The following is a 24,359-nucleotide window of genomic DNA, read 5'->3' on the forward strand; positions in this document are numbered from 1 at the left end:
ATAACAGAGCTTGTCTTAAGCTCAAAATTCAATGCTAGCGAGAATTTGCATTCTCTATTTAACACTCACTCATTGTTCAGTTTTCAAAGGACAATTCATTCAAAGTTCGGTCACTCATAGTAACTTGAACCTTGTCATTTTGTGTCACCTTGTTTATCGGCGACCTTTATAATATAACACAGTCGCCTACTCGATTGCAAGCTTTTTTTTAAAAATCCATAACAACTACTTGCGTTCGTCAGGAAAGCTTCAAAAGCGACAAGGAGTAATATATCAAAATCGGACACGAAATGCAAATGGAATTTCGCTCCTTTTTTAAACTCCGGCGATCATTAAAATTAAAAGCGCATCTACCCGCGAATACAGCACAGGAAGATACGCTTTTATATATAAACCGATTACTCCCCTTGGCGCTCGCGCATCAGAGGGAACAGCAGCACGTCACGGATCGAAGGCGAGTTAGTCAGCAGCATGACCAGACGGTCGATCCCTATGCCCAAACCGCCTGTAGGAGGCATACCGTACTCCAACGCACGGATGAAGTCGTCATCCATCTCATGCGCTTCATCGTTACCTTGCTCGCGCTCCACCAGCTGCGCCTCGAAGCGTTCACGCTGGTCGATCGGATCGTTAAGCTCGGTAAATGCATTAGCATGCTCGCGGGCAACGATAAACAGCTCGAACCGGTCGGTAAACCGCGGATCCTGCTCGTTCTTTTTGGCCAATGGAGAAATGGCTACCGGATGACCGTATACGAATGTAGGCTGAATCAGCGTCTCCTCGACAAACGTCTCAAAGAACTGGTTGACGATATGTCCGAACGTCATCATCGGCTCTACGTGCACTTTGTGCTCCTTAGCCAATTGATGCGCCTCTTCATCCGTCATTTGCTTGCTGAAGTCAACGCCGACCACTTCTTTGATCGCATCAACCATGGATACGCGTCTCCATTCAGGAGTCAAATCGACTTCATGCCCTTGATAGTTGATTTTGGTCGTTCCGAGCACTTCTTGTGCGATATGCGCGATCATTTCTTCCGTCAGCTTCATAATATCCTTGTAGTCGGCGTACGCCTCGTACAGCTCGATCATGGTGAACTCCGGATTATGACGTGTCGAAATCCCCTCGTTACGATATACGCGGCCGATTTCGTACACTTTTTCCATGCCGCCAACGATCAGACGCTTCAAGTGAAGCTCGATAGCGATACGCATATACAGCTGCATATCGAGAGCATTATGATGCGTGATAAAAGGACGAGCGGCAGCTCCCCCTGCAATCGCATGAAGTGTAGGAGTCTCTACTTCCAAATAGCCGCGGGAATCCAAATATCTGCGCATCGACTGAATAATTTTGGAACGCTGAATAAACGTCTCCTGCACTTCCTGGTTCATGATCAAATCGACGTAGCGCTGACGGTAACGAAGCTCCACATCTTTCAGACCGTGATACTTCTCGGGAAGCGGAAGCAGCGATTTGGACAGCACTTCCACGTTGGTCGCTTTTACCGATAGCTCGCCTGTCTTCGTTTTGAATACAATCCCTTTGATCCCTACAATATCACCGATATCAAGAAGGTCGAACGCTTGGTATTTGGTCGAGCCCACAGCATCCTCGCGCACATAAATTTGAATTTTCCCCGTAATGTCCTGCACGTGCGCAAAGCCCGCTTTACCCATTCCGCGCTTTTGCATAATGCGTCCGGCAATGCTCACTTCGGCGTTAGTTACGTCCAGCTCTTCTTTCGTTTGTCCGTCGTAAGCATCGAAAATCTCTTTCGCATGATGCGTTACGTCATATTTTTGACCGAAAGGATCAATGCCCAAGCCGCGAAGCTCGTCCAACTTGTTGCGTCGGATTTGTAGCAGCTCATTTAATTCTTGTTCAACTGTCATGCTATCCAGCTCCTTGTTAGGTGGTATAAGTTAAAAAAGCTTCCCAAGGAAGCTTTTCTCGACGATTCCGGTTATTGTCGCTCTTGCATAACCATCATTTCTTAATATCGATAATTTCGTATTGAATCACGCCGGCAGGAACGTTAACGTCCACGACAGCGCCTTTATTTTTGCCGAGAATGGCTTTACCAACCGGACTTTCGTTGGAAATTTTATTTTGAAGGGGATCCGATTCCGCGGAGCCTACGATGTTATATTCCACGATATCGCCGAACTCCAGGTCTTTCAGCGTAACAATCGCTCCTACACTGACTGTATCTGTATCCACATCATCATTATTAATGATACGAGCGTTGCGAAGCATCTTCTCCAAAGTTATAATTCTGCCTTCGATAAAAGCTTGTTCGTTCTTCGCATCTTCGTATTCGGAGTTTTCACTAATATCGCCGTAGCCGATCGCTACTTTGATTCTTTCAGCCACCTCGCGGCGCTTGACGGATTTAAGATGTTCCAACTCTTCTTCAAGCTTCTTTAAACCTTCCTGCGTCAGGATGACTTCTTTTTCACTCATTGCAACAATCTCCTGTCATGTGAAAGATTTTCATATTTCGAGCTGATTCTTCGACTATGAATTCACTTATAAATAATATATTAACGATCAAGATCATGATGACTGATCCGTCTTAGTGGGTATAACTATTGACTGATTATATTGCAAGCCCATTCAAATGTCAATCTGAGCCAAATGCCGCACCATTATGCTGCTAGTGAACGGTTGAAGCCGCTTCAGAACCGTCCGCCGGCATCCCGTTATCGTCCAGACTGGCGACGAACTGCTCCAGCACATGAGCCATAGCATCGCGTTTGGTCTGCTCCATAATGACATCCTTGACCCGGGCTGCTCCAGGCAAGCCCTTCAAATACCAGGCCAAATGCTTGCGCATCTCCTTCACGGCCACATGTTCGCCTTTCAATGCAACCAAGCGATCCATATGCAGCAGCGCGATACGGATTTTTTCCTGGCCTGTCGGTTCCGGCGGGAGCTCTCCTTTGGTCAAGTATTGAATCGTACGATACAGCATCCACGGATTTCCGAGTGCCGCACGTCCGATCATGACACCGTCCACCCCGGTTTGGTCGAGCATCCGCTTGGCATCCTCCGGAGAAAAGACATCGCCGTTACCGATGACAGGAATCGACACCGAATCTTTAACTTCCTTAATAATGTCCCAATTTGCGTGACCCGTATACATTTGGACGCGGGTACGACCATGCACCGATACTGCCGATCCTCCGCCGTTTTCGACAGCTTTGGCGTTTTGCACAGCATAAATGTGATCCTCGTCCCAGCCAATGCGCATTTTTACCGTAACCGGCTTGCTGACGGATTTGACGACCGTGGAGATCATTTGTTCGATCTTGGGCGGATCGAGCAGCCAACGGGCCCCCGCATCGCATTTGGTGATCTTCGGTACCGGACACCCCATGTTAATATCGATAATATCGGCATTCGTATGCTTATCGACATGCTTGGCCGCCTCTACCAGAGATTCCGTATCTCCTCCAAAAATTTGCAGACTAAGCGGCTTCTCGCGCTCGTCCACATACAGCATTTCCATCGTTCTGCTATTTCCGTGCAAAATCGCCTTGTCGCTGACCATTTCCGCACAAACGAGGCCGCAGCCGAATTCCTTGGCGATCAAACGAAAAGCCGGATTACACACCCCAGCCATCGGAGCCAAAACCACTTGATTCGGTGCCTCTACGTTTCCTATTTTAAGCATCATTTATTCCTCCTCTCTAAAATGTTTACTTAGCCGCTGGCAGCAGCTCATCCGGGTCGATACCCAGGACGTCGGATATTTTGCGGATTATCTTCGTATCCGGCTTACGCGTCCCCCGCTCGATCGCTCCCAATATGGCAATGGAAACATCCAATTGATCGGCTAGCTCGGTTTGGGTATAGCCTTTTAATTTACGGAAAGCGCGGATGCGCTGAGCTATTGCATTTTTTTCCATAACGTAATGCCTTCCTTTCCTTCCAGCTTCTCTAGTTGTGCTGACAATTCAGCAGCCTGCTGCGGGTGGCGCCCCTGCATCGCCTCGATTAAAGGCACAAGAACAAAGGCCCTTTCCAGCATTCTAGGATGAGGAAGGATAAGCTTGGGGTCGTCCTGCCTCAAATCGTCATACAGCAGCATATCCAGATCCATCGTTCTTGGTCCAAAACGGATCTCCCGCACTCGGCCGAGCCGCTGCTCGATCTGCATCATCACGTCAAACAGAGCCTCTGCGGAAAGGGACGTTTCCACTTCGACGGCCATATTGAGAAAAGGCCCCTGGTCGGTATAGCCTACCGGGTCCGTCTCGTAAATATTCGATTGTGCGGATACTTGTATCGCCTCATGCTCATCCAGTAACCGAATGGCATCAGACAAAAAACGCTCCCGGTCCTCCATATTGGAGCCAAGCGCAATGTATGCAACAAATGAAGGCTGTGAGCCCATGAACTTATGCCCGCTTTCTGTGAATTTCCACCGTCACGCCGTCGAAGAACATCGCCACGGGAGGATGCGGCTTCAACACGCGAACGGTAATTTCATTTATACTAGTATAAGTTTGCAGAAGGCTAGATGCAACCCGCTCTGCCAAAGCCTCGATCAACCGGTACGTTTCTCCCTCGACAATGCTCTTGATCAGCACGTATGCCTCTGCATAGTTAATCGTATCTTCAATGCTATCCGTCGTTCCCGGCTTGTCCAGCGGCAAGTGAAGCTCGACATCGACCTGGTACCGCTGCCCGAGCTTGTTTTCTTCTGGAAACACCCCGTGATAGCCGTAAAATTGCATGCCCTTCATCAAGATTTTATCCATTTTGTCTCCTCCTGTCTTTCCATCTTAAACCGTCGGAAGCTTATGCCCGATGATAGCGTCCGTCATCACGGCGACACGTTTCATAGCGCGAACATCATGAACCCGCATGATTCGACATCCTTGCATAATCCCGACCGCAACCGTAGCCGCAGTCCCTTCGACGACATCGTTAGGCGGAAGCTGCAGCGTGTTCTGGATCATTCTTTTCCGCGACGTTCCGAGCAGAACGGGATAGCCCAGGGCGTAAATTTGATGAAGCTCGTTCATCAGCTGCAAATTTTGCTCGTGCGATTTGGCAAAGCCGATGCCCGGATCGAGAATGATTTGCCGGTCTTCAATTCCCGCTTCGTGCGCAAGCCGTACACTTTCCTGCAAATCCCCGATCACATCGGAAATAAAATCTTTATATACCGCCTCGGTCCGGTTATGCATGATGACGATCGGGCATCCGTATTGCGCTGCGAGTTTGGCCATGGCGGGATCTTTTTTCAAGCCCCAAATGTCGTTCAAAATGTGGGCTCCCGCGTCTAACGCCTGCTTCGCCACCTCGGCTTTATACGTATCTACCGAGATAGGCACATCGATGCCGGCTTCCTTCAGGGCGCGAACGGCCGGAACGACCCTCCGCAGCTCTTCCTCCAAAGTGACTGCCGCAGATCCGGGCCGCGTAGACTCTCCGCCGATATCGATGATTCCGGCACCGTCCGCAATCATTTGCTTGGCATGATGTACCGCAGCCGAAAGATCGACATATCGTCCCCCATCGGAAAATGAATCCGGGGTGACGTTCAATATCCCCATAATGACCGTTTCATTATATACGTCCAGGGAAATTCCTCGGCAGTCCATGCTTTGTTGGTTCTCATTCACCGGTTTCTGCATAAGGGTTCACCTTCTATTCATTATTGTTGTCGATGCTGCTTTGGTAAGCGGTCAAAAGCTGAAGCGTCCAATAGCCCGCCGTCCCCGATGCAACTATATGACGCTGTCCGTTCGTGTCAAACAAGGTCGAAATCGGGACCAGCTCCTGGATGGAATTGGTGATGAAAACTTCATCCGCATTAAGTAAATCCTGCCAAGTATACCGCCCTTCTTCAACAGGAAGCAGCAGCTGCCGAGCCAAGACTACGACATGCGCCCGTGTTATTCCCGATAAAATGCCCGTATCCAACGACGGTGTATACAATCGGTCGTTTTTGACAAAAAACACATTGCTGACAATCCCTTCGGCCAAATAACCGTCCTGTGTCAGCTGTAGACCCTCGGCTCCAGCAGCCCATGCATATTGTGCGAGCTCCCGCTTAGCCAATATACTGTTCATATAATGAAGCGATTTAAATCGGATTTGCCCTTCCGGGGTGTTTCGAGGCAGCGCAAGCAGCTGCAGCGGTTTGCCGGAACGGTACAGCTCCTCATTTCTCGGAGGGAGCCCTTTCACATATACTACGACGCTAGGCTTATCATAGTCGCCTGTAGGAAGACCGAGCGCATCCGCACCGGCCGTCACGGTAAATCGGATGTAGGCGTCCTCCAAGCCGTTCGATTGCAGCAGCTCCTCAACAATAGACTCCCACTCTTGCTTATCGGGTATGTAAGAAATGCCCAGCTCTTTGCAGCTCGCTTCCATCCTCCGCTGATGCTCTTCCATCAGAAACGGCCGTCCCCCATAGGTCCGGAACGTTTCGAACAAACCGATGCCGTAAAGAAAACCGTGATCGTATACCGAGATCACGGCCTCCTCCTCTTTTATAATGCTTCCGTTCACATATACATTCACGACGGCTTCACTGCCGTTTCGTTCAAGAAATTGCGCAAAATAGTCAAGCCATGATCCGTAATAATCGATTCCGGGTGGAACTGAACGCCTTCGATAGGATATTCCTTATGGCGAAGCCCCATGATTTCCCCTTCCGCCGTCTCTGCGCTGATTTCCAGGCAGTCGGGCAGCGTCTCTCTTTTGACGATCAAGGAGTGGTACCGTGTCGCGATAAACGGAGACGGAAGGCCCTTGAACAACGTTTTGCCGTCATGCAAAATCGGTGACGTTTTGCCGTGCATAAGACGTTCCGCCCGAATTACTTCCCCGCCGAACACCTGTCCGATGGACTGGTGTCCCAGACATACGCCGAGAATCGGGATCTTTCCTTTAAAATGCTCGATCAGCTCCAGGCTGATCCCCGCTTCGTTCGGAGTACAAGGCCCCGGGGAAATCAGGATATGGTCCGGCTTCAGTGCCTCAATACCGGCCAGATCGATCTCATCGTTACGGCGCACTTCAACTTGTTCTCCGAGCTCGCCCAAGTATTGCACCAAATTATAGGTGAACGAATCGTAATTATCAATGACCAAGATCACAGCGTTTGCCCCCTTAGGATAGGTTAATGTCGTTCCGTTCGCTATACTGAATCGCCTTCCACATCGCCTTTGCTTTGCCCATTGTTGTCAGTGCTCGTAGGTTATCAGCGTTACCCGACGCCCCCCCTAATTCACATATTTCATAAGTTAGGATTTAGTATACTTGATATTGTCCATGAAAAAAAGCCCCTCAAAATGAAGGGGCTGCCCGCAGAACCATAAGGATTGAATCATTGCATTGGAACGAGCTCCACGGTTAAGCTTGCGGGTGATTAGTCTTCGAATTGATACAAAGGCGTGCTTAAGTATCTTTCGCCGTTACTTGGAATAATGGCAACGACGCGCTTGCCTGCGCCCAGCTCCTTGGCTACTTGCAAAGCTGCGAAAATAGCCGCTCCGGAGGAGATACCTCCCAGAATGCCTTCTTCTCTTGCTACGCGGCGGGACGTTTCGAATGCATCGTCGTTTTCCACCGTAATGACGTTATCGTATACGCTCGTGTTCAAAATATCGGGTACGAAGCCGGCGCCGATGCCTTGAATTTTGTGCGGTCCCGGTTTACCTCCGGACAATACCGGGGATGCGCTTGGCTCAACGGCATAGATCTTAATGTTAGGGAAGTTTTCTTTCAGCACGCTGCCTGCGCCAGTGATCGTACCGCCTGTACCGATACCTGCGATGAAAGCATCCAGCTTGCCGTCGTGCGATTGGATAGCTTCCACGATTTCAGGACCGGTTGTTTCGCGGTGAACCTTCACGTTCGCCTGATTCTTGAACTGCTGCGGCATGAAGTAGGACGGGTTCTCTGCCTGAAGCTCTTCAGCACGCTTGATAGCGCCCTTCATTCCTTCCGCCCCTGGCGTAAGAACAAGCTGTGCACCATAAGCACGGAGCAAGTTGCGGCGCTCCATACTCATCGTCTCCGGCATAACGAGGATCGCTTTATAGCCTTTAGCTGCCGCCACCATTGCCAATCCGATTCCGGTATTGCCGCTTGTAGGCTCGATAATCGTATCGCCCGGCTTCAGCTTGCCTTCTTGCTCGGCTACCTCCACCATGCTGATCGCAATACGGTCCTTGACACTGGCTCCAGGATTTTGGTACTCCAGCTTAACATACACTTCAGCGCTGCCTTCAGGCACGACGCGGTTCAACTTCACCAGCGGAGTTCCACCGATTAATTGCGTTATGTTCTGAACTAATTTAGCCATCCTGACGTCCCCCTAAAAATAATATATTTGGATAATATCCGAGTAAACTGGTAGGTATTATACTTTTATCTTATCAATCGCAGCAGAGGTTGTCAATATGAATTTATGGATAGTGTTCCCAAAATCACCGATTGTAAGATCGTTATTATCACCGAATGGAATCATATGAAAAAAGATAGCCTGACTTTATTACAAAGTCAGACTCACCTTCCATTTATCGCGAAGCTGCTTTAGGAAATCTTTCATAGGCGGAGCTTCCCTCAAAGCGATCTCCTTTTTGACGCGCTCCATCAATTCTTCCTTGCTTTGCTTCGGCTGTTCCTTCCGGTCTCTCAGCTTCACGATATACAACTGACCGTTCCATTCGATAGGCTTACTGACCTCGCCTACCTTCATCTGCTTGACGGCTTTCATAATCGGCTCCGCTATGAACGGATCGTCTTCCTCGACCCAGCCCAAATCTCCGCCGTTATCGCGTGTCGCGTCGTCCAATGACCGTTCCTTTGCAATCTGGGCAAAATCAATCTTCTTGGCAATGTCCGCCGCGACCTTGGCCGTCTGATCTTTGCTGCTTACGATGATTTGCTGAAGTCTGAGCTGGGCGGACGTCATAAACTCCTCCGGATGTGCCTTCATATAAGCATCCGCCTGAGCGTCGGATACAATGATGTCACGGGTGATTAGCTTCTCCTGAAGCAACTTGTCGTAAATATCGGTTTTCAGCGCTTCCGGAGATAAACCCAGCTGTACCTTCATCGATTCAAAGAACTGATTTTCACTGTCATAACCTTGCTGCATGCGCTTAAGTTCTTTCTGGATCTCGCTTTCCTCCACAAAGATGCCTAATGCCTTGCCTTCCAAGCGAATGACTTCATGATCGACCATTTGGTTTAGCAATTCCCGGCCGTGCTTTTGCATCAGCAATTGCTCCAATTCCTTGTTGGTAATGGTCTTGTCTCCGATCTTGGCAATGACTTTTACTGACTCGTTCTGCTTCGTCTGGTCCGGGTTCATGTCGACCTGTCGTCGGTTCAAAACATCGGCAGACAATACGGAGGAAAGGATGACAACGGCTATCAGCAAAACCGCGATAACTCCCCACAATATCTTTAAGTTTCGCATTTCCTAATCCCCTCGTATGGTCACTAAACTCTATCAATCATCGGTTGTTCCTTCCGTTTATATCGACCGGCTACAACTGATTTATTATGGTTTTTAGATCTTCATCCGTAAAAATATAATGCTCGTTGCAAAAATGGCAGACGACTTCCGATTTCCCGTCTTCATCCAGCATCTGCTGCAGCTCTTCCTTACCTAACGAGACCAAGGTTTGCTCCACTCGCTCTCTCGAGCACTTACAGCGGAACTGTACGTCCATTTCCTCCAGTACTTGGACTCCAGGCACGACCTGCTGCAGGATTTGCTCCAGATCCAGCCCTTTCTCGAGCATCGTCGTTACAGGCTCCACTTTGGAAAGATGCTGCTCAATGAGGGAAATTTCGTCGTCCTTCAAGCCTGGAAGCAGCTGAATAATAAAGCCCCCCGCGGAGTTGATCGTGTGGTCAACACCCACTAATACGCCAAGTCCGACCGCAGAAGGAGTTTGCTCGGATGAAGCAAAATAATACGTGAAGTCCTCGCCAAGCTCGCCCGAAATTATAGGAATGCTGCCGCGGTAAGGATCTTTTAATCCCAAATCCTTGATGACATTCAAAAATCCGTCCGTACCGACCGCGCCGGCTACATCCAGCTTGCCAATGGCATTAAGCGGCAGATCGACCTGAGGATTATCGACGTAGCCGCGAACTTCTCCCGCCGCATTAGCATCGACAACGATTTGTCCGATCGGCCCTCCGCCTTTTACGATAATCGTGAGCTTCTCCTCGCCCTTCAGCATCGCGCCCATCATAAGGCCGGCGGAAACCGTTCTTCCGAGCGCCGCTGTTGTTGTCGGGGTCATTTGGTGTCTGCGGCTTATTTCATCCACTATCGCGGTGGAGCAGACGGCAAACGCTCTTACTTTGCCCTCCATCGCAGTAGCTCTAATCATATAATCTCGCATGGTGTAACCCTTTCTGTGGTGTTGTGATAAGTTCTTGGACATTGTGGAACGCCGGTTTCATGCGAGGAATCTCTGTAATGGGGGGTGTCAGCCTCCGGCCGCTTCTTGAAATCGTTTGTTGTGAGTAGACTTTGCGGTAATTTCCCGATGACAATGGCGGACGCTCCCGCTCTTCTTAGAGAATACCTCACCTGCTAAGCAGCCATTGCGAACCTGTACATTATCCAAATCCAAAAACACTATATGCTATGCAGCTATTGATTTCTCTCATAAACCATTTGCAGTCCTTGCAGCGTAAGCAAAGGATTGACCGTCTCGATAGTCCTGGATTCGCTGGCAATAAGCTGCGCCATCTCGCCAGTCGCTATAACTTTGGCGTTCTTGCTGTGCTCTTCGCGGATGCGCCCTACAATGCCGTCGACCTGTCCGGCAAAGCCGTAAATGATGCCCGCCTGCATAGACGCAACCGTATTTCGTCCGACAACGGACTTGGGCTTCACAAGCTCGATGCGAGGAAGCTTGGCAGCGCGTTGATATAGCGCCTCGGTCGAGATTCCGATACCCGGTGCGACCGCTCCCCCGACATACTGACCGGACTCATCGATATAATCGAATGTCGTCGCGGTGCCAAAATCAACGATAATGCACGGAGCGCCATACAGCTCGATAGCGGCGACCGCATTGACGATCCGGTCGGCACCGACCTCGCGCGGATTTTCATACCGGACATTCAGCCCGGTCTTTATTCCGGGTCCGACTACCAGAGGGGATTTCTTTAAATATTTTGAACATAACTGTTCCAGTACAAACATTAACGGGGGAACGACAGAGGAGATGATTACCCCTTCGACCTGATCCAGCTCGATTCCTGCGTGCTGAAACAAGTTATAGATCATCATTCCGTATTCGTCCGTCGTGCTCGAACGGTTGGTACTCAGCCGCCAATGATGCAGCAGTTGCCTCTCTTCATAAAGACCGAGTACGATGTTCGTATTCCCCACATCCACGACGAGGATCACGACGTTACCCCCTTCCGCTCATTCAGGTCAAGACTGATATCGAGCGCTTGCACGGAATAGGTCAGACGGCCGACGGAAATAACGTCTACCCCGGTGGAGGCAATGGCATGAATCGTCTCCAAGGTGACGGAGCCTGATGCTTCTACAAGAATATGCGGAGCCTGGGATTTCATGCGTACAACCGCTTCGCGCATTTGCTCCGGGCTCATATTGTCCAGCATGACGATATCCGGCTGTGCAGCCAAAGCTTGCTCCAGCTGCTCCATGCTCTCGACCTCCACCTCGATTTTCATCGTGTGCGGAATTTGGGCGCGGGCTGCGCGGATGGCTTCGACAATCCCGCCGGCTCCTTTTATATGGTTATCCTTGATCATGACCGCGTCATACAAGCCAAAACGGTGATTATGCCCGCCTCCGACCCGAACCGCATATTTTTCAAGAAGCCTGTGGCCTGGAGTCGTTTTGCGCGTATCGACAAGCCGGACCGGCAAGCCCTGCAGCGCGTCGACGAATTGCCGGGTCCGCGTAGCGATTCCCGACATTCTCTGCATAAGATTCAAGGCAAGACGCTCTCCCAGCAAGATGCTGCGAGTGCTTCCCGTGACTTCCGCCAGCACCGTACCGTAGCTTACAGCTTGTCCCTCTTGAACCTTCGGCTCGAACCTGAGACGCTCGTCCACAAGCGAAAATACCGCTTCGGCAATAGGCAATCCCGCGATGGTACCGTTATCCTTCAAATGGATAATCCCTTTGGACTGCCGATCGGCCGGTATCGTCGTCATGGTCGTCACATCGCCCATGCCGATATCTTCCTCCAGCCAAAGCTTAAGATTTTTTTTCACATTTTCCATTTGCAGCTCATACATCGTCGATATGTCCCTCCGTTATGCCTTGTTCCCGGCTGAAAACCGTATGCTTTCTCCAATTCAGGTCGTCTTTCTGAGGGAAGTCCTCCCGGTAGTGTCCCCCGCGGCTTTCTTCCCTAATTATCGCAGCCTGCATCGTAAGCAATGCACAAGTAAGCATATTGGCAAACTCGTATTCCTCGCGTTTCGATAGACATGTATCAAAGATCGACAGCTGCCGCTTCAGTTCCTCATGGCCCTTTTCCAGGCCGCTCGCCGTTCTTTTCAGCCCTGCATAGCGAAGCATCACTTTTTGCAGCTTCAGCTTTTTCTCCACAATCGGCTGCTTGGCATGCTCGGTTCTTGCCGTACAGTCTCCCGATACTGCAGGGGTATACTGCAGCGGCTCCAGCTGCTGAATCCGCTCGACAATTCGGCGGCCGAAGACGATGGCTTCGGACAGCGAGTTGCTCGCCAGCCGGTTCGCGCCGTGAACGCCGGTTGAAGACACTTCCCCGCAGGCGAACAATCGGCGTACCTCCGTCTCTCCGTACAAGTCGGTATGAACGCCCCCCATCATATAATGAGCGGCAGGCGCTACCGGAATCCAATCCGAGGATAAATCCAGGCCGTAGTTCAGGCAAAATTCATAGATCGTAGGGAAACGGTGCTTCACCGTCTCTTCCGATTCATGAGTGAAGTCGATATAAACGAACGTCGACTTCGTCAGCTCCATCTCGTTCACTATCGCCCGGGCGACAATGTCTCGGGGCGCCAGCTCCAGCAGCGGATCATACCGTTCCATAAAACGTTCGCCATTGATATTGCGAAGAACAGCACCTTCGCCCCGTACCGCTTCCGACACCAAAAATCTCGGCGCGCCGGGATAACATAAAGCCGTAGGATGGAATTGAACGAATTCCATGTCCTTTACAAGCGCTCCCGCGCGGTAGGCAATGGCGACACCGTCTGCAGTTGCTATGTCCGGATTCGTTGTGTAGCGGAACAGTTGTCCCGCACCGCCGGTGCAAAGGATTGTCGCATTGGCCCGGACGAACACTTTGTGGCCGTCGGGCTTTTGCACCAGAGCACCGAAGCATTCGCCGTTCTCGGTAATTAGGTCGATGACGAAATGGTCATCCCAAACCTCGATATTCGGGTCCTGCTTGGTCTTCTCGGACAAGGCGCGAACGATTTCCGCTCCTGTCGCATCGCCATGCGCATGCAGAATGCGGCGTTGACTATGCGCTCCTTCTTTAGTTAGAGCGAACTCTCCGTTCTCCAGGTCGAACTGCGTCCCCATACGAATGAGGTCCTGAACTCCTGCCGGTCCTTCATGCACAAGGACATCGACAGCCGATGGAGAGCACAAGCCTGCTCCCGCCATCAATGTATCTTGAATGTGGTAAGCAGGAGAATCTTCGTCGGAAATGACGGCGGCAATGCCGCCCTGGGCATAGCGGGTATTGCTGTCCAGTAACGATTTCTTTGTGATCATGAGCACTTTATGGCTCTCACTCGCTTTAATAGCGGTAAAAAGACCGGCGATTCCGGCGCCGATCACCATCACGTCCGTATGTACTTGCGGCAGCTCGTTTAAATCAAAATCGACTAAATACCGAGGAATCATCCTATATTTCTCCTTCCAGTTCCCCCGAGGACAGCAAAATGAAAACGCTCGCTTTCAGGGGAACCCCCTCATCTCAAGTATTGGTTATACGTCTTTTCAACCAACAAGAGAGTAGCGCATGCTACTTCACTTGTAACATGCGCTCCAGGGATGCTTTGGCTTGTTCTGCAACATGAGGCGGAACATAGATTTGCGGCTGCATTGTTTCCAGACATTTAGCAACCTTTTTCAAATTGTTCACCTTCATGTTCGGACATACCAAATATTTCGTAGCAAAATGGAAGGTCTTATCAGGACTGTCCAAACGAAGCTGATACCCGGTTCCATCCTCGGTACCAACGATAAACTCTTTACAGTCGGATTCCTTACAGTATTTAATGATGGCGGTCGTACTGCCGACGAAATCACCGAGCTTCACAACCTCAGGACGGCACTCCGGATGAACGACGAACTGAGCGTTCGGATATTGCGCCTTCATTTCCTCTACATCTTTGACGGTCAACATGTCGTGAGTGTTACAGTATCCTTCCCAAATTATAACTTTTTTATCAGTAAATTTGGAAACGTAATCACCCAGGTTTTTGTCAGGCACCCAAATAATTTCATCCGAGTCCACCGAATTGATAACTTTTATCGCATTGGCCGAAGTACAGCAAATATCCGTCTCGGATTTCACTTCCGCGGACGTGTTAATATAGGCAACGACTTTGGCATTAGGGTGCTGCTTCTTCATAGCGCGCAGCCCGTCGACGTTAACCATGTCCGCCATAGGACAGCCTGCACGTTCGTCCGGAATAAGCACCGTCTTGTTCGGAGCCAAAATTTTAGCGCTTTCTCCCATGAAGTGAACTCCGCAAAATACGATCACATCCGCATCCGTAGAAGCTGCTTTCTGTGCCAACAAAAAGGAATCCCCGCGAAAATCGGCTATTTCCTGAATTTCGTCTCTTTGATAATAATGAGCTAAAATAATGGCGTTACGTTCTTTCTTCAGCTGCGCAATGCGTTCCTTCAGTTCCCGCTTTTGCTCTTCCTTGCGCTCCAAGGCTAATGCCTCCATCGTCGCACTACCTACCTTTCCGTACATGCCCCTTTTTGGTGTAAATCGAAGTCGTGAAAATGTTCACATATTGTTTGAAGATTTACATGAAGATTTACAACTAATTTACACAACATCCCCGGTGGTGTCAATGCTCAAATAACTACAAAATAGCCGAAAATCGCTTATGGGCGTAAGCCTGCTACTCGCCTGTATCTCTTGGTTTTAGTTTCTCGCCTAACGCCCATTTTCATCCGATTTTAACAAAAGAAAAACCGGAAGCATAGAAGCTATGCGTTCCGGTTTCAATACGGTTACTCTTTATTTTCTTTATCTTTATCGTCTGCCGAAGGCTTATCGAACTCAAGCTTGTTAGCCTCCGCCGTATGCTGTTGTCCTGTAATATTGACCTTCACGTCAATAATCGAGGAATCATCCAGCTTGCCGGTTTCGATTAACTGCTTGATTTGCTCTTTCTCCAGCGTTTCTTTTTCTATGAGCGTTTCGGCGATCAGGCGAACCTGATCCGAATACTTCTCCAGCGTGTCCTTCGCTTTTTGGTAGCATGCGCGAATGATGGTCTGCATCTCCTGGTCGATCTCGTAAGCAATCGCATCACTATAGTTTTGCTCATGTCCGAAATCGCGGCCAAGGAATACTTGCCCTTGCACGTTACCGAACTGCATCGGTCCGAGCTTGTCGCTCATTCCGTATTCCATAATCATTTTGCGGACGATGGAAGTTGCACGTTGGAAGTCGCTGTAAGCGCCGGTGCCGATTTCACCGATGAACATTTCTTCGGATACACGGCCTGCCAGCAATCCGGTGACTTTATCGAGAAGCTCGTTCTTCGTATTCATCATCCGGTCTTCGCCTTCCTTAGGAAGCATCATGACGTACCCGCCTGCGCGACCCCGAGGAATGATCGTAACCTTATGAACCATATCGGCATTTTCCAAATGGTAGCCGATAATCGTATGTCCCGCTTCGTGGAAAGCAACCATCCGCTTTTCACGCTCGCTAATGACGCGGCCTTTCTTCTGCGTACCTACAATGACGCGGTCGAAAGCTTCATCCAGCTCATCCATGGAAATGTCTTTCCGGTTGCGGCGAGCTGCAATCAATGCCGCTTCGTTCAACAGGTTCTCCAGGTCTGCACCTGTAAATCCTGTCGTATAGCGTGCCAATACGTCCAGCTTAACATCCTTGCTCAGCGGCTTGTTGCGCGCATGCACTTTTAATACCGCTTCGCGGCCCTTCACATCCGGACGGTCTACCGTAATTTGACGGTCAAAGCGTCCCGGACGCAGAAGCGCTGGGTCCAAAATGTCCGGTCTGTTCGTAGCCGCAACGATGATGATTCCTTCGTTGGCTCCGAATCCGTCCATCTCTACGAGGAGCTGGTTGAGCGTCTGCTCGCGCTCGTCATGTCCGCCGCCCAAACCGGCGCCGCGCTGACGACCTACGGCATCAATCTCATCTATAAAAATGATACAAGGTGCGTTCTTCTTGGCGTTCTCGAACAAGTCGCGAACACGGGATGCGCCGACACCGACGAACATTTCTACGAAGTCGGAACCGCTGATACTGAAGAACGGAACGCCTGCTTCACCGGCAACCGCACGTGCAAGCAACGTTTTACCTGTTCCCGGAGGTCCGTTTAGAAGTACGCCTTTAGGGATTCTCGCGCCTACGGCAGCAAACTTGCGCGGGTCCTTCAAAAACTCAACCACCTCGACAAGCTCTTGCTTTTCCTCATCCGCCCCCGCAACATCTTCAAACGTTACGCGCTTTTTCTCTTCATTATAAAGTCTCGCGCGGCTTTTACCGAAGTTCATCACCTTACCGCCGCCACCCTGCGCCTGGTTCAACAGGAAGAAGAACAGGATGAAAATAATCACAAACGGGATAATGGAGGTAAGGAAACTAATCCAAACGTTGTCCCCTTCCATTTTTTCGACAACGATGTTAGGCACTTCGCCTTTCTCGATCATTGTGACGGTTTCTTGGTCATAAGGCGCGCGGGTTTCGAAGTTCTTCTTGTCCGGCGGCTGCGGATTTTTATATTTACCGCGAACCAAGTACGTTTGGCCGTCATATCTCAAATTGACCGATTCAACATTCTTCTCAATTAAGGCCTGTCGGAGCTTATCGTAGCTTATTACGTCTTTCTGGTCGTTCTGCGTACTGATGAAGTGAACGATACCGACAGTGACCAAAAATATGAGCAAATAAAAGCCTGTATTGCGAATAATTCGATTCATCCCCTACCTCCTCTCAAAAACGGCAACTTTGTATATTGTACCACAGCAAGTCTTGGCATAACAAGAAATGCTAATGGGAGTACACCTCTGGCTTAAGGATGCCGACATATGGAAGATTGCGGTATTTTTCCGCATAATCCAGACCGTAGCCAACCACGAACGCATCAGGAATGACAAACCCTTTATAGTCTGCATCCAGATCCACCGTTCTGCGCCCCGGCTTATCGAACAATGCTGCAACCGTAATGGATAGAGCATTGCGCCGCTCCAGCACGTCGATCAAATAGCTCAGCGTCAGCCCGCTGTCAATAATATCTTCGACAATAATGATGTGACGTCCTTCGACCGGTACGTCCAAATCTTTAATGATTTTGACTACACCGGATGATTTGGTCGATTGGCCATAGCTCGAAACCGCCATAAAATCGATTTCCAACGGCACTGTGATCTGTTTAACCAAATCTGCCATAAAAATAAACGCACCCTTCAGTACACAAATGACCAGTGGATTGCGTCCCTCGAAATCGCGGCTTAGTTGTTGGCCCATCTCCTTTACTTTGTCTTGAATCTGCTGCTCGCTGTACAGTGTTTCTTGAATGTCGTTTTGCAAGAGAGAACCTCCTACTTGGAATAAAATAATCTTGTAAAGCTATCTTAACACGGGGAAAGCGAACCTTCCTTCGTGTGAAGTTTCATTTGGAGCCACGCCTTCGTACCCTCATGTACCGGCGCTACCGACGATCTGCGCACACCAGGCAGCCAAACGATGCGACCCAGGGCGTCCGCGATGACCGGAGTAACGGCTCTGCAGCTCGGAGCGATTTTGGCGTCGATGAAAATATCTTTCACTTTTTTCGACCCGTTTAGTCCGAACAGGTTCATTCGATCTCCATCCGCACGGCTTCGTACGGTCAGAGGGAATGCCAGCTCATCGGCATCGAACCAAACGGTGCAGTGTCCTTCCTTGTCAAAAGCTTGTAGGGAAGCGGACAGCGTCCCTTCAAACCAGGCACATTCAAGATGTACACCTGTCTCCGGCACCGTCAATTCGCTCTGATAACGCTGAAGCGAGTAACGGTAGGGACCGGCTGGTACCACATAAGTATGAAGCTTGATCCGGTCATATTCCCTGGTCAATATAAGATTGCTCCCGATATCGATACGAAGGTTTGACGGCTCAGCCTTGACGATTGCATCCCTCAATTGCTCGAGCTTCAGGAAATCCATGGAATCCGATTCAATAGAAAGATAATTTAATATTAGTTTAATCAAACGCCTTTGTAAAGCAACATGTACCCCGGCGAACCAATTTCTTGACCATTCTGCGAAATCGCTTTCCACAGCCACATATTGTTCAAATAAGCTGTGCGTCTGCAAGTCCAGAATCTCATTCTCCGCGCTCATCATAACGGATAAACGGTTCAGCGCCTGCGGCAGCTGCTCATTAAATTGCTGCAAATACGGCAGCACATCCAGCCGGATCCCGTTGCGGGTATATTTCGTCTCCAAATTGCTGCTGTCCGTACAGTAAGCAAGTTGATGAGTATGGCAGTACTCGAGAAGCTCTGATTTATATATACGCAGCAGCGGCCGGACAAGTTCCACATGTTGTTCCATTCTTCGGATAGGAATTCCTGTCAAGCCCGAAGGCCCTGTGCCGCGCAGCAGCCTCATCAGCATCGTCTCCGCCTGGTCGTCCGCATGGTGGGCCAAGGCAATGCGGCTAGCTCCGCAGCTCGCGGCAGCTTGATGGAGAAAGCCGTACCGCAGCTCTCGTGCGGCGACCTGGGAGTTTTTGCCCGTCTCCCTAATATGGCGGGGCACATCCAAATGCGCAATCTCGCTGCGAAGCCCGAGCCGGTTCGCCAGCTCTCTCACGAACTCCGCTTCTTGGGCGGATTCGTCGCCTCTAAACCGGTGGTCCACATGAGCTACCGTCAGGTTCCAGCCCCACCGTCCGGACAGCACAAAAAGGAGATGCAGCAAGGCTACGGAATCAGGTCCTCCCGACACCGCAACGACTATACTGTCCCCTGGACGGAGCAGCTGCTCCGATTCGATCTGGTTCTCCACCCTTGTTACAAGATCCATCGCCTTAAATCCTTTCATCAAGCCGCAGCCCTGCTTACGGCCAGTACAAGTAAACGGTAAGTCCGAACAGCAGCAAGGAAGCTGCGAAGCAAACCTTGAGCCACGCACCGCCGATCATTCGCGACGCTTTCGCCGGCTTCGGATAGCTTTGCTTGCGCCAGTCCGCCAATGCCTGCCTGGACGTGGTGTATTGGCCCAGCAGCATTTTGCGCAATACCGGCTTGGCATGAGTCAGCTTCCGGTTCGACTGCAGCATGTCCAGCAGCATCTCCGCATTTCGGTTTTGCGGCAGCACCTGCTTGATCCCCTGCATGCGCCGTTCGGTATCCGTGCTGCTTATCAGCAGTACGGCTAATGCGAACATGTCGTACGCTTCATCCGCAGAACGGCTGCCCGCTCCCCAATACCCCCGGTCGTATACCTCCGTGAATTGCTTAACCGACTTTCCCTTACCCGTAACGCCGCCAAAGTCGATCAGCTCGACGTCGCCGTAACCCGAGACGAGTATATTTTCCATTTTGATATCGCCGAAAATGTACTGTTCCCGGTGCAGCTCGACCAGCTTGCGGAGCAGGTTGAGCCCGATCAAGTAGATCCAGTCCGTCCCGTTATGCTTCATATAATCGAACATGGACATTCCTTTGATATAGGGCATGACATAAAACGGGAACACTTCACCGTTCCAATGAAAATCATCGACATCAAGCAAAAATTGACGAAACGACGTATTGGATTGGGACAATGCTTTCAGCGCGTTCACCTCGGACTGATGATCGACCGCGTCAAACCCGCTTTTCAATGCATAAAGAAGCTTTCCCCGCTTGACGAGATACACTCTGCCGTTGGCTCCGGCTCCCAGCAGACGTTCAATGCGGTACTCTCGTTTGTTCCAATTGCCGTATATGATCGTTCCGGGAGGCAAGTGCCGATCAAACGACGTAGTCACTCAGCATCCCATCCTCGCCTTTTTGCGTGTGTCCGGGATCCGGCCTTTCATCCGAAGCCTCATGCCGGAACAGTCCGTCGGACTCGCCTGTCATGAAACGGATGACTTTCAGAAGCGCCGGCCCTGTCGGAGTCGTACCCTTCATGTTTAATTTATAAAACAAACGGTTCAGATTTGCAAGGTCACGTGTCCACCCGAGATCCATTTCGACCTCGTCCTGGCCCGATATAGATGCCGGGAAATGAAATACCGCCATTTCGCTGTCGCCCGTTCTTGCTTGAATGCTGAGCTGAAGATCGTAAATAGCTTCCTTGACGGCCTGCAGCTTAGGCTTCATGCTGGCGCTTGCGTCGATCAGGAGCGCTACCTGAAGCGCCGTCGTCTCGGATAGCTCATCCATTACCTGTACCACCTGAGAACGTTTGTCCGGATGCAGGCTGTCGATCTTCGAATCGCCGAAGATGTGCTTCAGCTCCTGGCCCACCACTTGGTGTATCGTTTGGACGACCGTTTTGCGGGTCATCATTTGAACCGTCTGCGACAGCTGCGAGGTATTGACGAGACGGCTCATGCCACCGCCCGCCTCTGCGATTTCATTGATCTCCTCGATTCCGTGTTCTCCGATTTCACTGGAATCGATCAGACCGATAACGTTAACGACGATTCCCTCCGCCTTGGCATGCGCCGCGGCCACTACCGGGCTCACCCCCACGTTCGAGCATCCGTCCGTAATAAGTATAATTTGCTTCATCATATCGTGTTTCCTCCCCTGTAGGCAAAAGTCTATGATGTCTAGTTTTTCCATTTTGCTATATTCCTAAACTTGGGGGAGGAACAGCCCGATCAGCCTCTACAACCTAAGGAAGAGCCGGAGCCGCCGGTTTCGGTCACCCGGTTACGTTAGCTTACCTCCATTCATACTCAGTAAGTGAGAAAAGCGCCTCCCTTCCGCAGAAGAGATGCGCTTGAACTCCCGCCTTCAACTGACCGTCTTCGGACGCTCGATCCGCTGCAAGCCGGGCCAACGGAACGTAGCCCATTCCGGCTGATATTTCTCCACCCGCGCAACCACTACCGTCATATCGTCATAGATGCTGCCGTGATGATAGCGTACGACCTTTTCCAGCAAAATATCGGCAAAATCCTGCGGCACCTCCGTTTCGATTTCGGACAGCACGCGCTTCATCCACATTTCTTTGTTGACGGCATGTCCCGGAGCATCATAGATTCCATCGGTCATCATGATCAGTATGTCTCCCGGCTGCAGCGGCAGGCTGACCAGATCGACATCGATGTCGCGGACGATACCGACCGGCAAATTATTGGCTGAGATCGGGAATACCTCCTTCCCGCGTTTAACGAAGCTCGGTGTCGAGCCGATCTTCAGGAATGTTGTATTCGCGCTGTATAAATCGATCAGCGCGACATCGACGGTCGCATACATTTCGTCCGAGGATCGCAGGTTGAGCACCGAGTTGACCGACTTGATGGCCAGCTTCTCGTCCATTCCCGATTGGAGCAGCTGCTGCAAAATATTGAGCGCCGCGCTGCTCTCCGCCCGGGCACGCTCCCCGTTGCCCATGCCGTCGCTGAGCGCAACGGCGAATTTACCGTTGCCCAATTCCACGGTGCTGAAGCTGTCTCCCGACAGCAGGTCGCCGTTTTTGGCGGCGCCGGCAATCCCGGTCTCGACCTCGTACTCCTTCGCCGAGCCGAAGATTACGGTGCTGTAGCCCTCCTTGCGCTCCAAGGCCTGCTCTTCCTTGACGGCAATATGCTCGCCAACGATCTCCGACAGGAGCGGAGCGATAATTTTACGGCACTCATCAAATCCTTTCGTATATTGATGGATAATTTCGATCTCTACATTCCCTTCGTCGAGACTAATAATATCGATACTGTGAATGGACAGCCCCAGCTCCTCCAGGGCGCTGCGAATTTGCTCCTCCTGCATGAAGAGCTCCTGGCCCTCCCGCTTGATTTCCTTGGCCAGATCCTCCATCACCTGCGAAACGCCAGACAGTTGTTCAGCTACAAGCTGGCGGCTTTCGATGATCTGCTTTTTCCAATGCTGATCGTTCTTGTACAGGCTGTACTGCTGCTTCATCACGGAAAGCACGTGGTCCGGCTTGACGCACTGCTTTTTCCATTGCTGCTGAATGTGCTTGTGCGACATGTTTTCACGAAGCTCCACCTCCGTCATCATATCGGTCATGAACTTGTACGTTTGATAAAACTTGTCGTCCCAGCACTGGTTCCGTTTCCAGCAGTTGGAGCATGACTTCTCCGCCACTGAGTTCATGAAGTGCCCTACTTCCTCCTCCTTTTGCATCGGCTGCACGTCCGCCGTTATTTGCTTGAAGCTGCGGGACAGCTGGCGGAACACTTCGGAAAATTGCTCCACCCGGCTCGCGGTAATATCGCGGACCCGCTTGGCGTAATCATGCTGCGATTTCAGGTTTTCCTGCGTTCCCGGCACATATTTGGCCAGCATTTGAATGACGGCGCCAGGGGTCAGAACGAATAAGAGGACGGCGACCAACGACTCCCAGGTGGAATTCATCACTTCCGCCTGATTCCCGATATATACGGATAAAATGGACGAGCCGAGCAGCATCCCGAGAGCGACGGCCAGCTTGTTGCCTTCCTTCAGCAGCCCCGCAAGCATCCCGGCAAAGGCAAGCAGACTCATCTGATAAATGGCATTGGAGTTGGCCAGACTCAAGATCAAGCCTGTGATAACGCCGACCGAAGCCCCGAGCGGCGCTCCGCCGACCAACGCGAACAATAGGATCAAATATCGCGAGAGCACGTGCTCCAGCGTGACGGGACCTACCATCCAGCCTACGGTGCCCGTCATCACCGAGGCGAGTAAAATGATCAGACATATGACTTCTTCGTGCTTCAAGTTGTAGTTTTTGCGTGTAAGTGTAAATACGGGGATCGCCTGAAGGAATATATGCGTTAAGATCAGAGAGAGCATGGACTCCACACCGACCATCATAAAGGTATACCAGTTCAGCTCTGTACTGACCAGATGAGCGAACAATTGAACAAGGAAGGTAGAGAAGAAGACGATAATCGGCGCATACGATATGTCCGACCTTTCGAACCGCTCGACGCCTTTTTGAATCAGCAGGAATACTATCATCTGCACAGCAATATAGCCGGCATGTGTGGGGGCGGCCGAGAAAATGCTGCCCGCCAGCAGAAAGGCTCCCGTCCAAAACAGCAGCTCCCTGCGCAAGAAATACATGACGGCGAAGTAAGCCACCGCAAACGGCGCCAGTTGATCGAGGATCATCGCTCTTCCTAATAGAAAGGCCATGAACAGGAGAAGGATCGACCACTTTTTGGCCACAACCGACTGAACCAACCGATTTTCCACCACTGCGCTGCTCATCCGATGTTTCCCTGCTTGCATCCAACGACTCCATACTGTACCAACTTGTCCAACGAATAATTTTCTTTGCATATTATCAGAACACCACCCATAGACTATTAGTGTTCTCTAGTATAGAAGGAGTCTAGTATAAAGTTTGTCAGAATGAGTTGGTAGAGCAAAAGTTTTTTCCGACAAAAAAAAGCGCTGCCGGCGAAACGGCCAAAGCCCAGGCGGCACAGGGGCTGGGAAGGTGCTGCACCCATTGTTCTTTTTCCCAATCCAAAACAAGCGTTCGTCTTTCCGCTATCGCACAGATGCACTATTGCCGTTACATAGTGTCGATTCGCTTCGTTCGGGCTAACAATACGACAAAACTACTGATAGCGCGTCAAAAGGGGCGACAGCGTGTGGGGTATTTTTCCACAACTTTCCAATACACTACGCCAAACCATGTAAACCGACGAATACATGTCGCGGTTAAACGAAAAGCACCCTGCCGGAATCGAAATTCCGACAAGGTGCTTTCTTCTTGTTCCTATATAGCGGCGAAGGGAATCGAACCCCCGACCTCACGGGTATGAACCGTACGCTCTAGCCAGCTGAGCTACACCGCCACAACAAGCATGAGTATATAATAGACGGATACCGTTTGTCAAGCATGTCCCCCCATCTTGCCGAAGGGACCTTTTTCCACCGAATCGGCCGTAATGAGCATGATGCAAAAAAGCCGCACAGGCGCGTGC

General features: G+C 50.7%; 22 protein-coding genes and 1 tRNA gene. All 23 read right to left on the reverse strand.

Annotated elements, in window-relative coordinates:
* Positions 1-398: 398 nt before the first annotated feature.
* The 23 genes from lysS to ACFQ88_RS37990 all read right to left on the reverse strand — a co-directional run bounded on the left by lysS (position 399) and on the right by ACFQ88_RS37990 (position 24,230).
* Positions 399-1,895, reverse strand: coding sequence for a lysine--tRNA ligase (gene lysS, locus ACFQ88_RS37880; protein WP_379462947.1), 1,497 nt, complete (start codon positions 1,893-1,895; stop codon positions 399-401).
* Between the two features lie 94 nt (positions 1,896-1,989).
* The gene (gene greA / locus ACFQ88_RS37885; protein WP_239630922.1) at positions 1,990-2,466 is read right to left on the reverse strand and encodes a transcription elongation factor GreA; all 477 of its coding nucleotides are present in this window, start codon (positions 2,464-2,466) and stop codon (positions 1,990-1,992) included.
* 193 nt (positions 2,467-2,659) lie between these two features.
* Positions 2,660-3,679, reverse strand: coding sequence for a tRNA dihydrouridine synthase DusB (gene dusB, locus ACFQ88_RS37890; protein WP_379462949.1), 1,020 nt, complete (start codon positions 3,677-3,679; stop codon positions 2,660-2,662).
* Positions 3,680-3,704: 25 nt separating this feature from the next.
* Positions 3,705-3,914, reverse strand: a complete 210-nt coding sequence (locus ACFQ88_RS37895) for a helix-turn-helix domain-containing protein (protein WP_239630921.1) — start codon at positions 3,912-3,914, stop codon at positions 3,705-3,707.
* The gene (gene folK / locus ACFQ88_RS37900) at positions 3,896-4,402 is read right to left on the reverse strand and encodes a 2-amino-4-hydroxy-6-hydroxymethyldihydropteridine diphosphokinase (protein WP_379462952.1); all 507 of its coding nucleotides are present in this window, start codon (positions 4,400-4,402) and stop codon (positions 3,896-3,898) included. The genes ACFQ88_RS37895 and folK overlap by 19 nt, the downstream gene beginning before the upstream one ends.
* Before the next feature lie 4 nt (positions 4,403-4,406).
* A complete protein-coding gene (gene folB, locus ACFQ88_RS37905; protein WP_379462954.1) occupies positions 4,407-4,769 on the reverse strand; it encodes a dihydroneopterin aldolase in 363 nt (120 codons plus the stop codon).
* Positions 4,770-4,793: 24 nt separating this feature from the next.
* Positions 4,794-5,651 carry a dihydropteroate synthase gene (gene folP, locus ACFQ88_RS37910; RefSeq protein ID WP_379462956.1) on the reverse strand — a complete coding sequence of 286 codons (858 nt, stop codon included), beginning with the start codon at positions 5,649-5,651 and terminating at the stop codon, positions 4,794-4,796.
* Positions 5,652-5,664: 13 nt separating this feature from the next.
* The gene (gene pabC / locus ACFQ88_RS37915) at positions 5,665-6,546 is read right to left on the reverse strand and encodes an aminodeoxychorismate lyase (protein WP_379462958.1); all 882 of its coding nucleotides are present in this window, start codon (positions 6,544-6,546) and stop codon (positions 5,665-5,667) included.
* Positions 6,543-7,124 (reverse strand): aminodeoxychorismate/anthranilate synthase component II, encoded by a 582-nt coding sequence (gene pabA, locus ACFQ88_RS37920; RefSeq protein ID WP_239630916.1) that lies wholly within the window; start codon positions 7,122-7,124, stop codon positions 6,543-6,545. The genes pabC and pabA overlap by 4 nt, the downstream gene beginning before the upstream one ends.
* A 272-nt stretch (positions 7,125-7,396) precedes the next feature.
* On the reverse strand, positions 7,397-8,335 hold the full coding sequence (gene cysK, locus ACFQ88_RS37925) for a cysteine synthase A (protein ID WP_239630915.1): 939 nt from the start codon (positions 8,333-8,335) through the stop codon (positions 7,397-7,399).
* 189 nt (positions 8,336-8,524) lie between these two features.
* A complete protein-coding gene (locus ACFQ88_RS37930) occupies positions 8,525-9,457 on the reverse strand; it encodes a peptidyl-prolyl cis-trans isomerase (protein ID WP_239630914.1) in 933 nt (310 codons plus the stop codon).
* Positions 9,458-9,527: 70 nt separating this feature from the next.
* Positions 9,528-10,397 (reverse strand): Hsp33 family molecular chaperone HslO, encoded by an 870-nt coding sequence (gene hslO / locus ACFQ88_RS37935; RefSeq protein ID WP_239630913.1) that lies wholly within the window; start codon positions 10,395-10,397, stop codon positions 9,528-9,530.
* 254 nt (positions 10,398-10,651) lie between these two features.
* The gene (locus ACFQ88_RS37940) at positions 10,652-11,416 is read right to left on the reverse strand and encodes a type III pantothenate kinase (RefSeq protein WP_239630912.1); all 765 of its coding nucleotides are present in this window, start codon (positions 11,414-11,416) and stop codon (positions 10,652-10,654) included.
* Complete coding sequence (gene nadC / locus ACFQ88_RS37945) at positions 11,413-12,282, reverse strand: carboxylating nicotinate-nucleotide diphosphorylase (protein WP_239630911.1); 870 nt, start codon at positions 12,280-12,282, stop codon at positions 11,413-11,415. Before nadC ends, ACFQ88_RS37940 begins: the two co-directional genes overlap by 4 nt.
* Positions 12,275-13,891 (reverse strand): L-aspartate oxidase, encoded by a 1,617-nt coding sequence (gene nadB / locus ACFQ88_RS37950; protein WP_379462962.1) that lies wholly within the window; start codon positions 13,889-13,891, stop codon positions 12,275-12,277. Before nadB ends, nadC begins: the two co-directional genes overlap by 8 nt.
* Before the next feature lie 121 nt (positions 13,892-14,012).
* The gene (gene nadA, locus ACFQ88_RS37955) at positions 14,013-14,951 is read right to left on the reverse strand and encodes a quinolinate synthase NadA (protein WP_239630909.1); all 939 of its coding nucleotides are present in this window, start codon (positions 14,949-14,951) and stop codon (positions 14,013-14,015) included.
* A 293-nt stretch (positions 14,952-15,244) separates the two neighbouring features.
* Positions 15,245-17,194, reverse strand: a complete 1,950-nt coding sequence (gene ftsH, locus ACFQ88_RS37960; protein ID WP_239630908.1) for an ATP-dependent zinc metalloprotease FtsH — start codon at positions 17,192-17,194, stop codon at positions 15,245-15,247.
* Between the two features lie 70 nt (positions 17,195-17,264).
* Positions 17,265-17,804, reverse strand: coding sequence for a hypoxanthine phosphoribosyltransferase (gene hpt, locus ACFQ88_RS37965; RefSeq protein WP_239630907.1), 540 nt, complete (start codon positions 17,802-17,804; stop codon positions 17,265-17,267).
* A gap of 44 nt (positions 17,805-17,848) precedes the next feature.
* Complete coding sequence (tilS, locus tag ACFQ88_RS37970; RefSeq protein ID WP_379463024.1) at positions 17,849-19,303, reverse strand: tRNA lysidine(34) synthetase TilS; 1,455 nt, start codon at positions 19,301-19,303, stop codon at positions 17,849-17,851.
* 16 nt (positions 19,304-19,319) lie between these two features.
* The gene (locus tag ACFQ88_RS37975) at positions 19,320-20,231 is read right to left on the reverse strand and encodes a protein kinase domain-containing protein (protein WP_239630906.1); all 912 of its coding nucleotides are present in this window, start codon (positions 20,229-20,231) and stop codon (positions 19,320-19,322) included.
* Complete coding sequence (locus ACFQ88_RS37980) at positions 20,215-20,982, reverse strand: vWA domain-containing protein (RefSeq protein ID WP_239635254.1); 768 nt, start codon at positions 20,980-20,982, stop codon at positions 20,215-20,217. Before ACFQ88_RS37980 ends, ACFQ88_RS37975 begins: the two co-directional genes overlap by 17 nt.
* Before the next feature lie 228 nt (positions 20,983-21,210).
* Complete coding sequence (spoIIE, locus tag ACFQ88_RS37985) at positions 21,211-23,655, reverse strand: stage II sporulation protein E (RefSeq protein ID WP_379462966.1); 2,445 nt, start codon at positions 23,653-23,655, stop codon at positions 21,211-21,213.
* Positions 23,656-24,156: 501 nt separating this feature from the next.
* Positions 24,157-24,230: transfer RNA gene (locus tag ACFQ88_RS37990), tRNA-Met, on the reverse strand.
* Between the last annotated feature and the right edge of the window lie 129 nt (positions 24,231-24,359).

This window comes from Paenibacillus sp. NPDC056579 (assembly GCF_042793215.1).
In the GTDB taxonomy this organism is placed as follows: Bacteria; Bacillota; Bacilli; order Paenibacillales; family NBRC-103111; genus Paenibacillus_S.

What these genes read in the sequence shown, in the direction of transcription:
- folP (WP_379462956.1), bottom strand. Translation starts at nt 5,651, where the DNA reads ATGCAGAAACCGGTGAATGAGAACCAACAAAGCATGGACTGCCGAGGA.
- dusB (WP_379462949.1), bottom strand. Translation starts at nt 3,679, where the DNA reads ATGCTTAAAATAGGAAACGTAGAGGCACCGAATCAAGTGGTTTTGGCT.
- folB (WP_379462954.1), bottom strand. Translation starts at nt 4,769, where the DNA reads ATGGATAAAATCTTGATGAAGGGCATGCAATTTTACGGCTATCACGGG.
- folK (WP_379462952.1), bottom strand. Translation starts at nt 4,402, where the DNA reads ATGGGCTCACAGCCTTCATTTGTTGCATACATTGCGCTTGGCTCCAAT.
- ACFQ88_RS37980 (WP_239635254.1), bottom strand. Translation starts at nt 20,982, where the DNA reads ATGAAGCAAATTATACTTATTACGGACGGATGCTCGAACGTGGGGGTG.
- nadB (WP_379462962.1), bottom strand. Translation starts at nt 13,891, where the DNA reads ATGATTCCTCGGTATTTAGTCGATTTTGATTTAAACGAGCTGCCGCAA.
- ACFQ88_RS37930 (WP_239630914.1), bottom strand. Translation starts at nt 9,457, where the DNA reads ATGCGAAACTTAAAGATATTGTGGGGAGTTATCGCGGTTTTGCTGATA.
- cysK (WP_239630915.1), bottom strand. Translation starts at nt 8,335, where the DNA reads ATGGCTAAATTAGTTCAGAACATAACGCAATTAATCGGTGGAACTCCG.
- nadA (WP_239630909.1), bottom strand. Translation starts at nt 14,951, where the DNA reads ATGGAGGCATTAGCCTTGGAGCGCAAGGAAGAGCAAAAGCGGGAACTG.
- hslO (WP_239630913.1), bottom strand. Translation starts at nt 10,397, where the DNA reads ATGCGAGATTATATGATTAGAGCTACTGCGATGGAGGGCAAAGTAAGA.
- greA (WP_239630922.1), bottom strand. Translation starts at nt 2,466, where the DNA reads ATGAGTGAAAAAGAAGTCATCCTGACGCAGGAAGGTTTAAAGAAGCTT.
- nadC (WP_239630911.1), bottom strand. Translation starts at nt 12,282, where the DNA reads ATGTATGAGCTGCAAATGGAAAATGTGAAAAAAAATCTTAAGCTTTGG.
- ACFQ88_RS37895 (WP_239630921.1), bottom strand. Translation starts at nt 3,914, where the DNA reads ATGGAAAAAAATGCAATAGCTCAGCGCATCCGCGCTTTCCGTAAATTA.
- spoIIE (WP_379462966.1), bottom strand. Translation starts at nt 23,655, where the DNA reads ATGCAAGCAGGGAAACATCGGATGAGCAGCGCAGTGGTGGAAAATCGG.
- tilS (WP_379463024.1), bottom strand. Translation starts at nt 19,303, where the DNA reads ATGAAAGGATTTAAGGCGATGGATCTTGTAACAAGGGTGGAGAACCAG.
- ftsH (WP_239630908.1), bottom strand. Translation starts at nt 17,194, where the DNA reads ATGAATCGAATTATTCGCAATACAGGCTTTTATTTGCTCATATTTTTG.
- lysS (WP_379462947.1), bottom strand. Translation starts at nt 1,895, where the DNA reads ATGACAGTTGAACAAGAATTAAATGAGCTGCTACAAATCCGACGCAAC.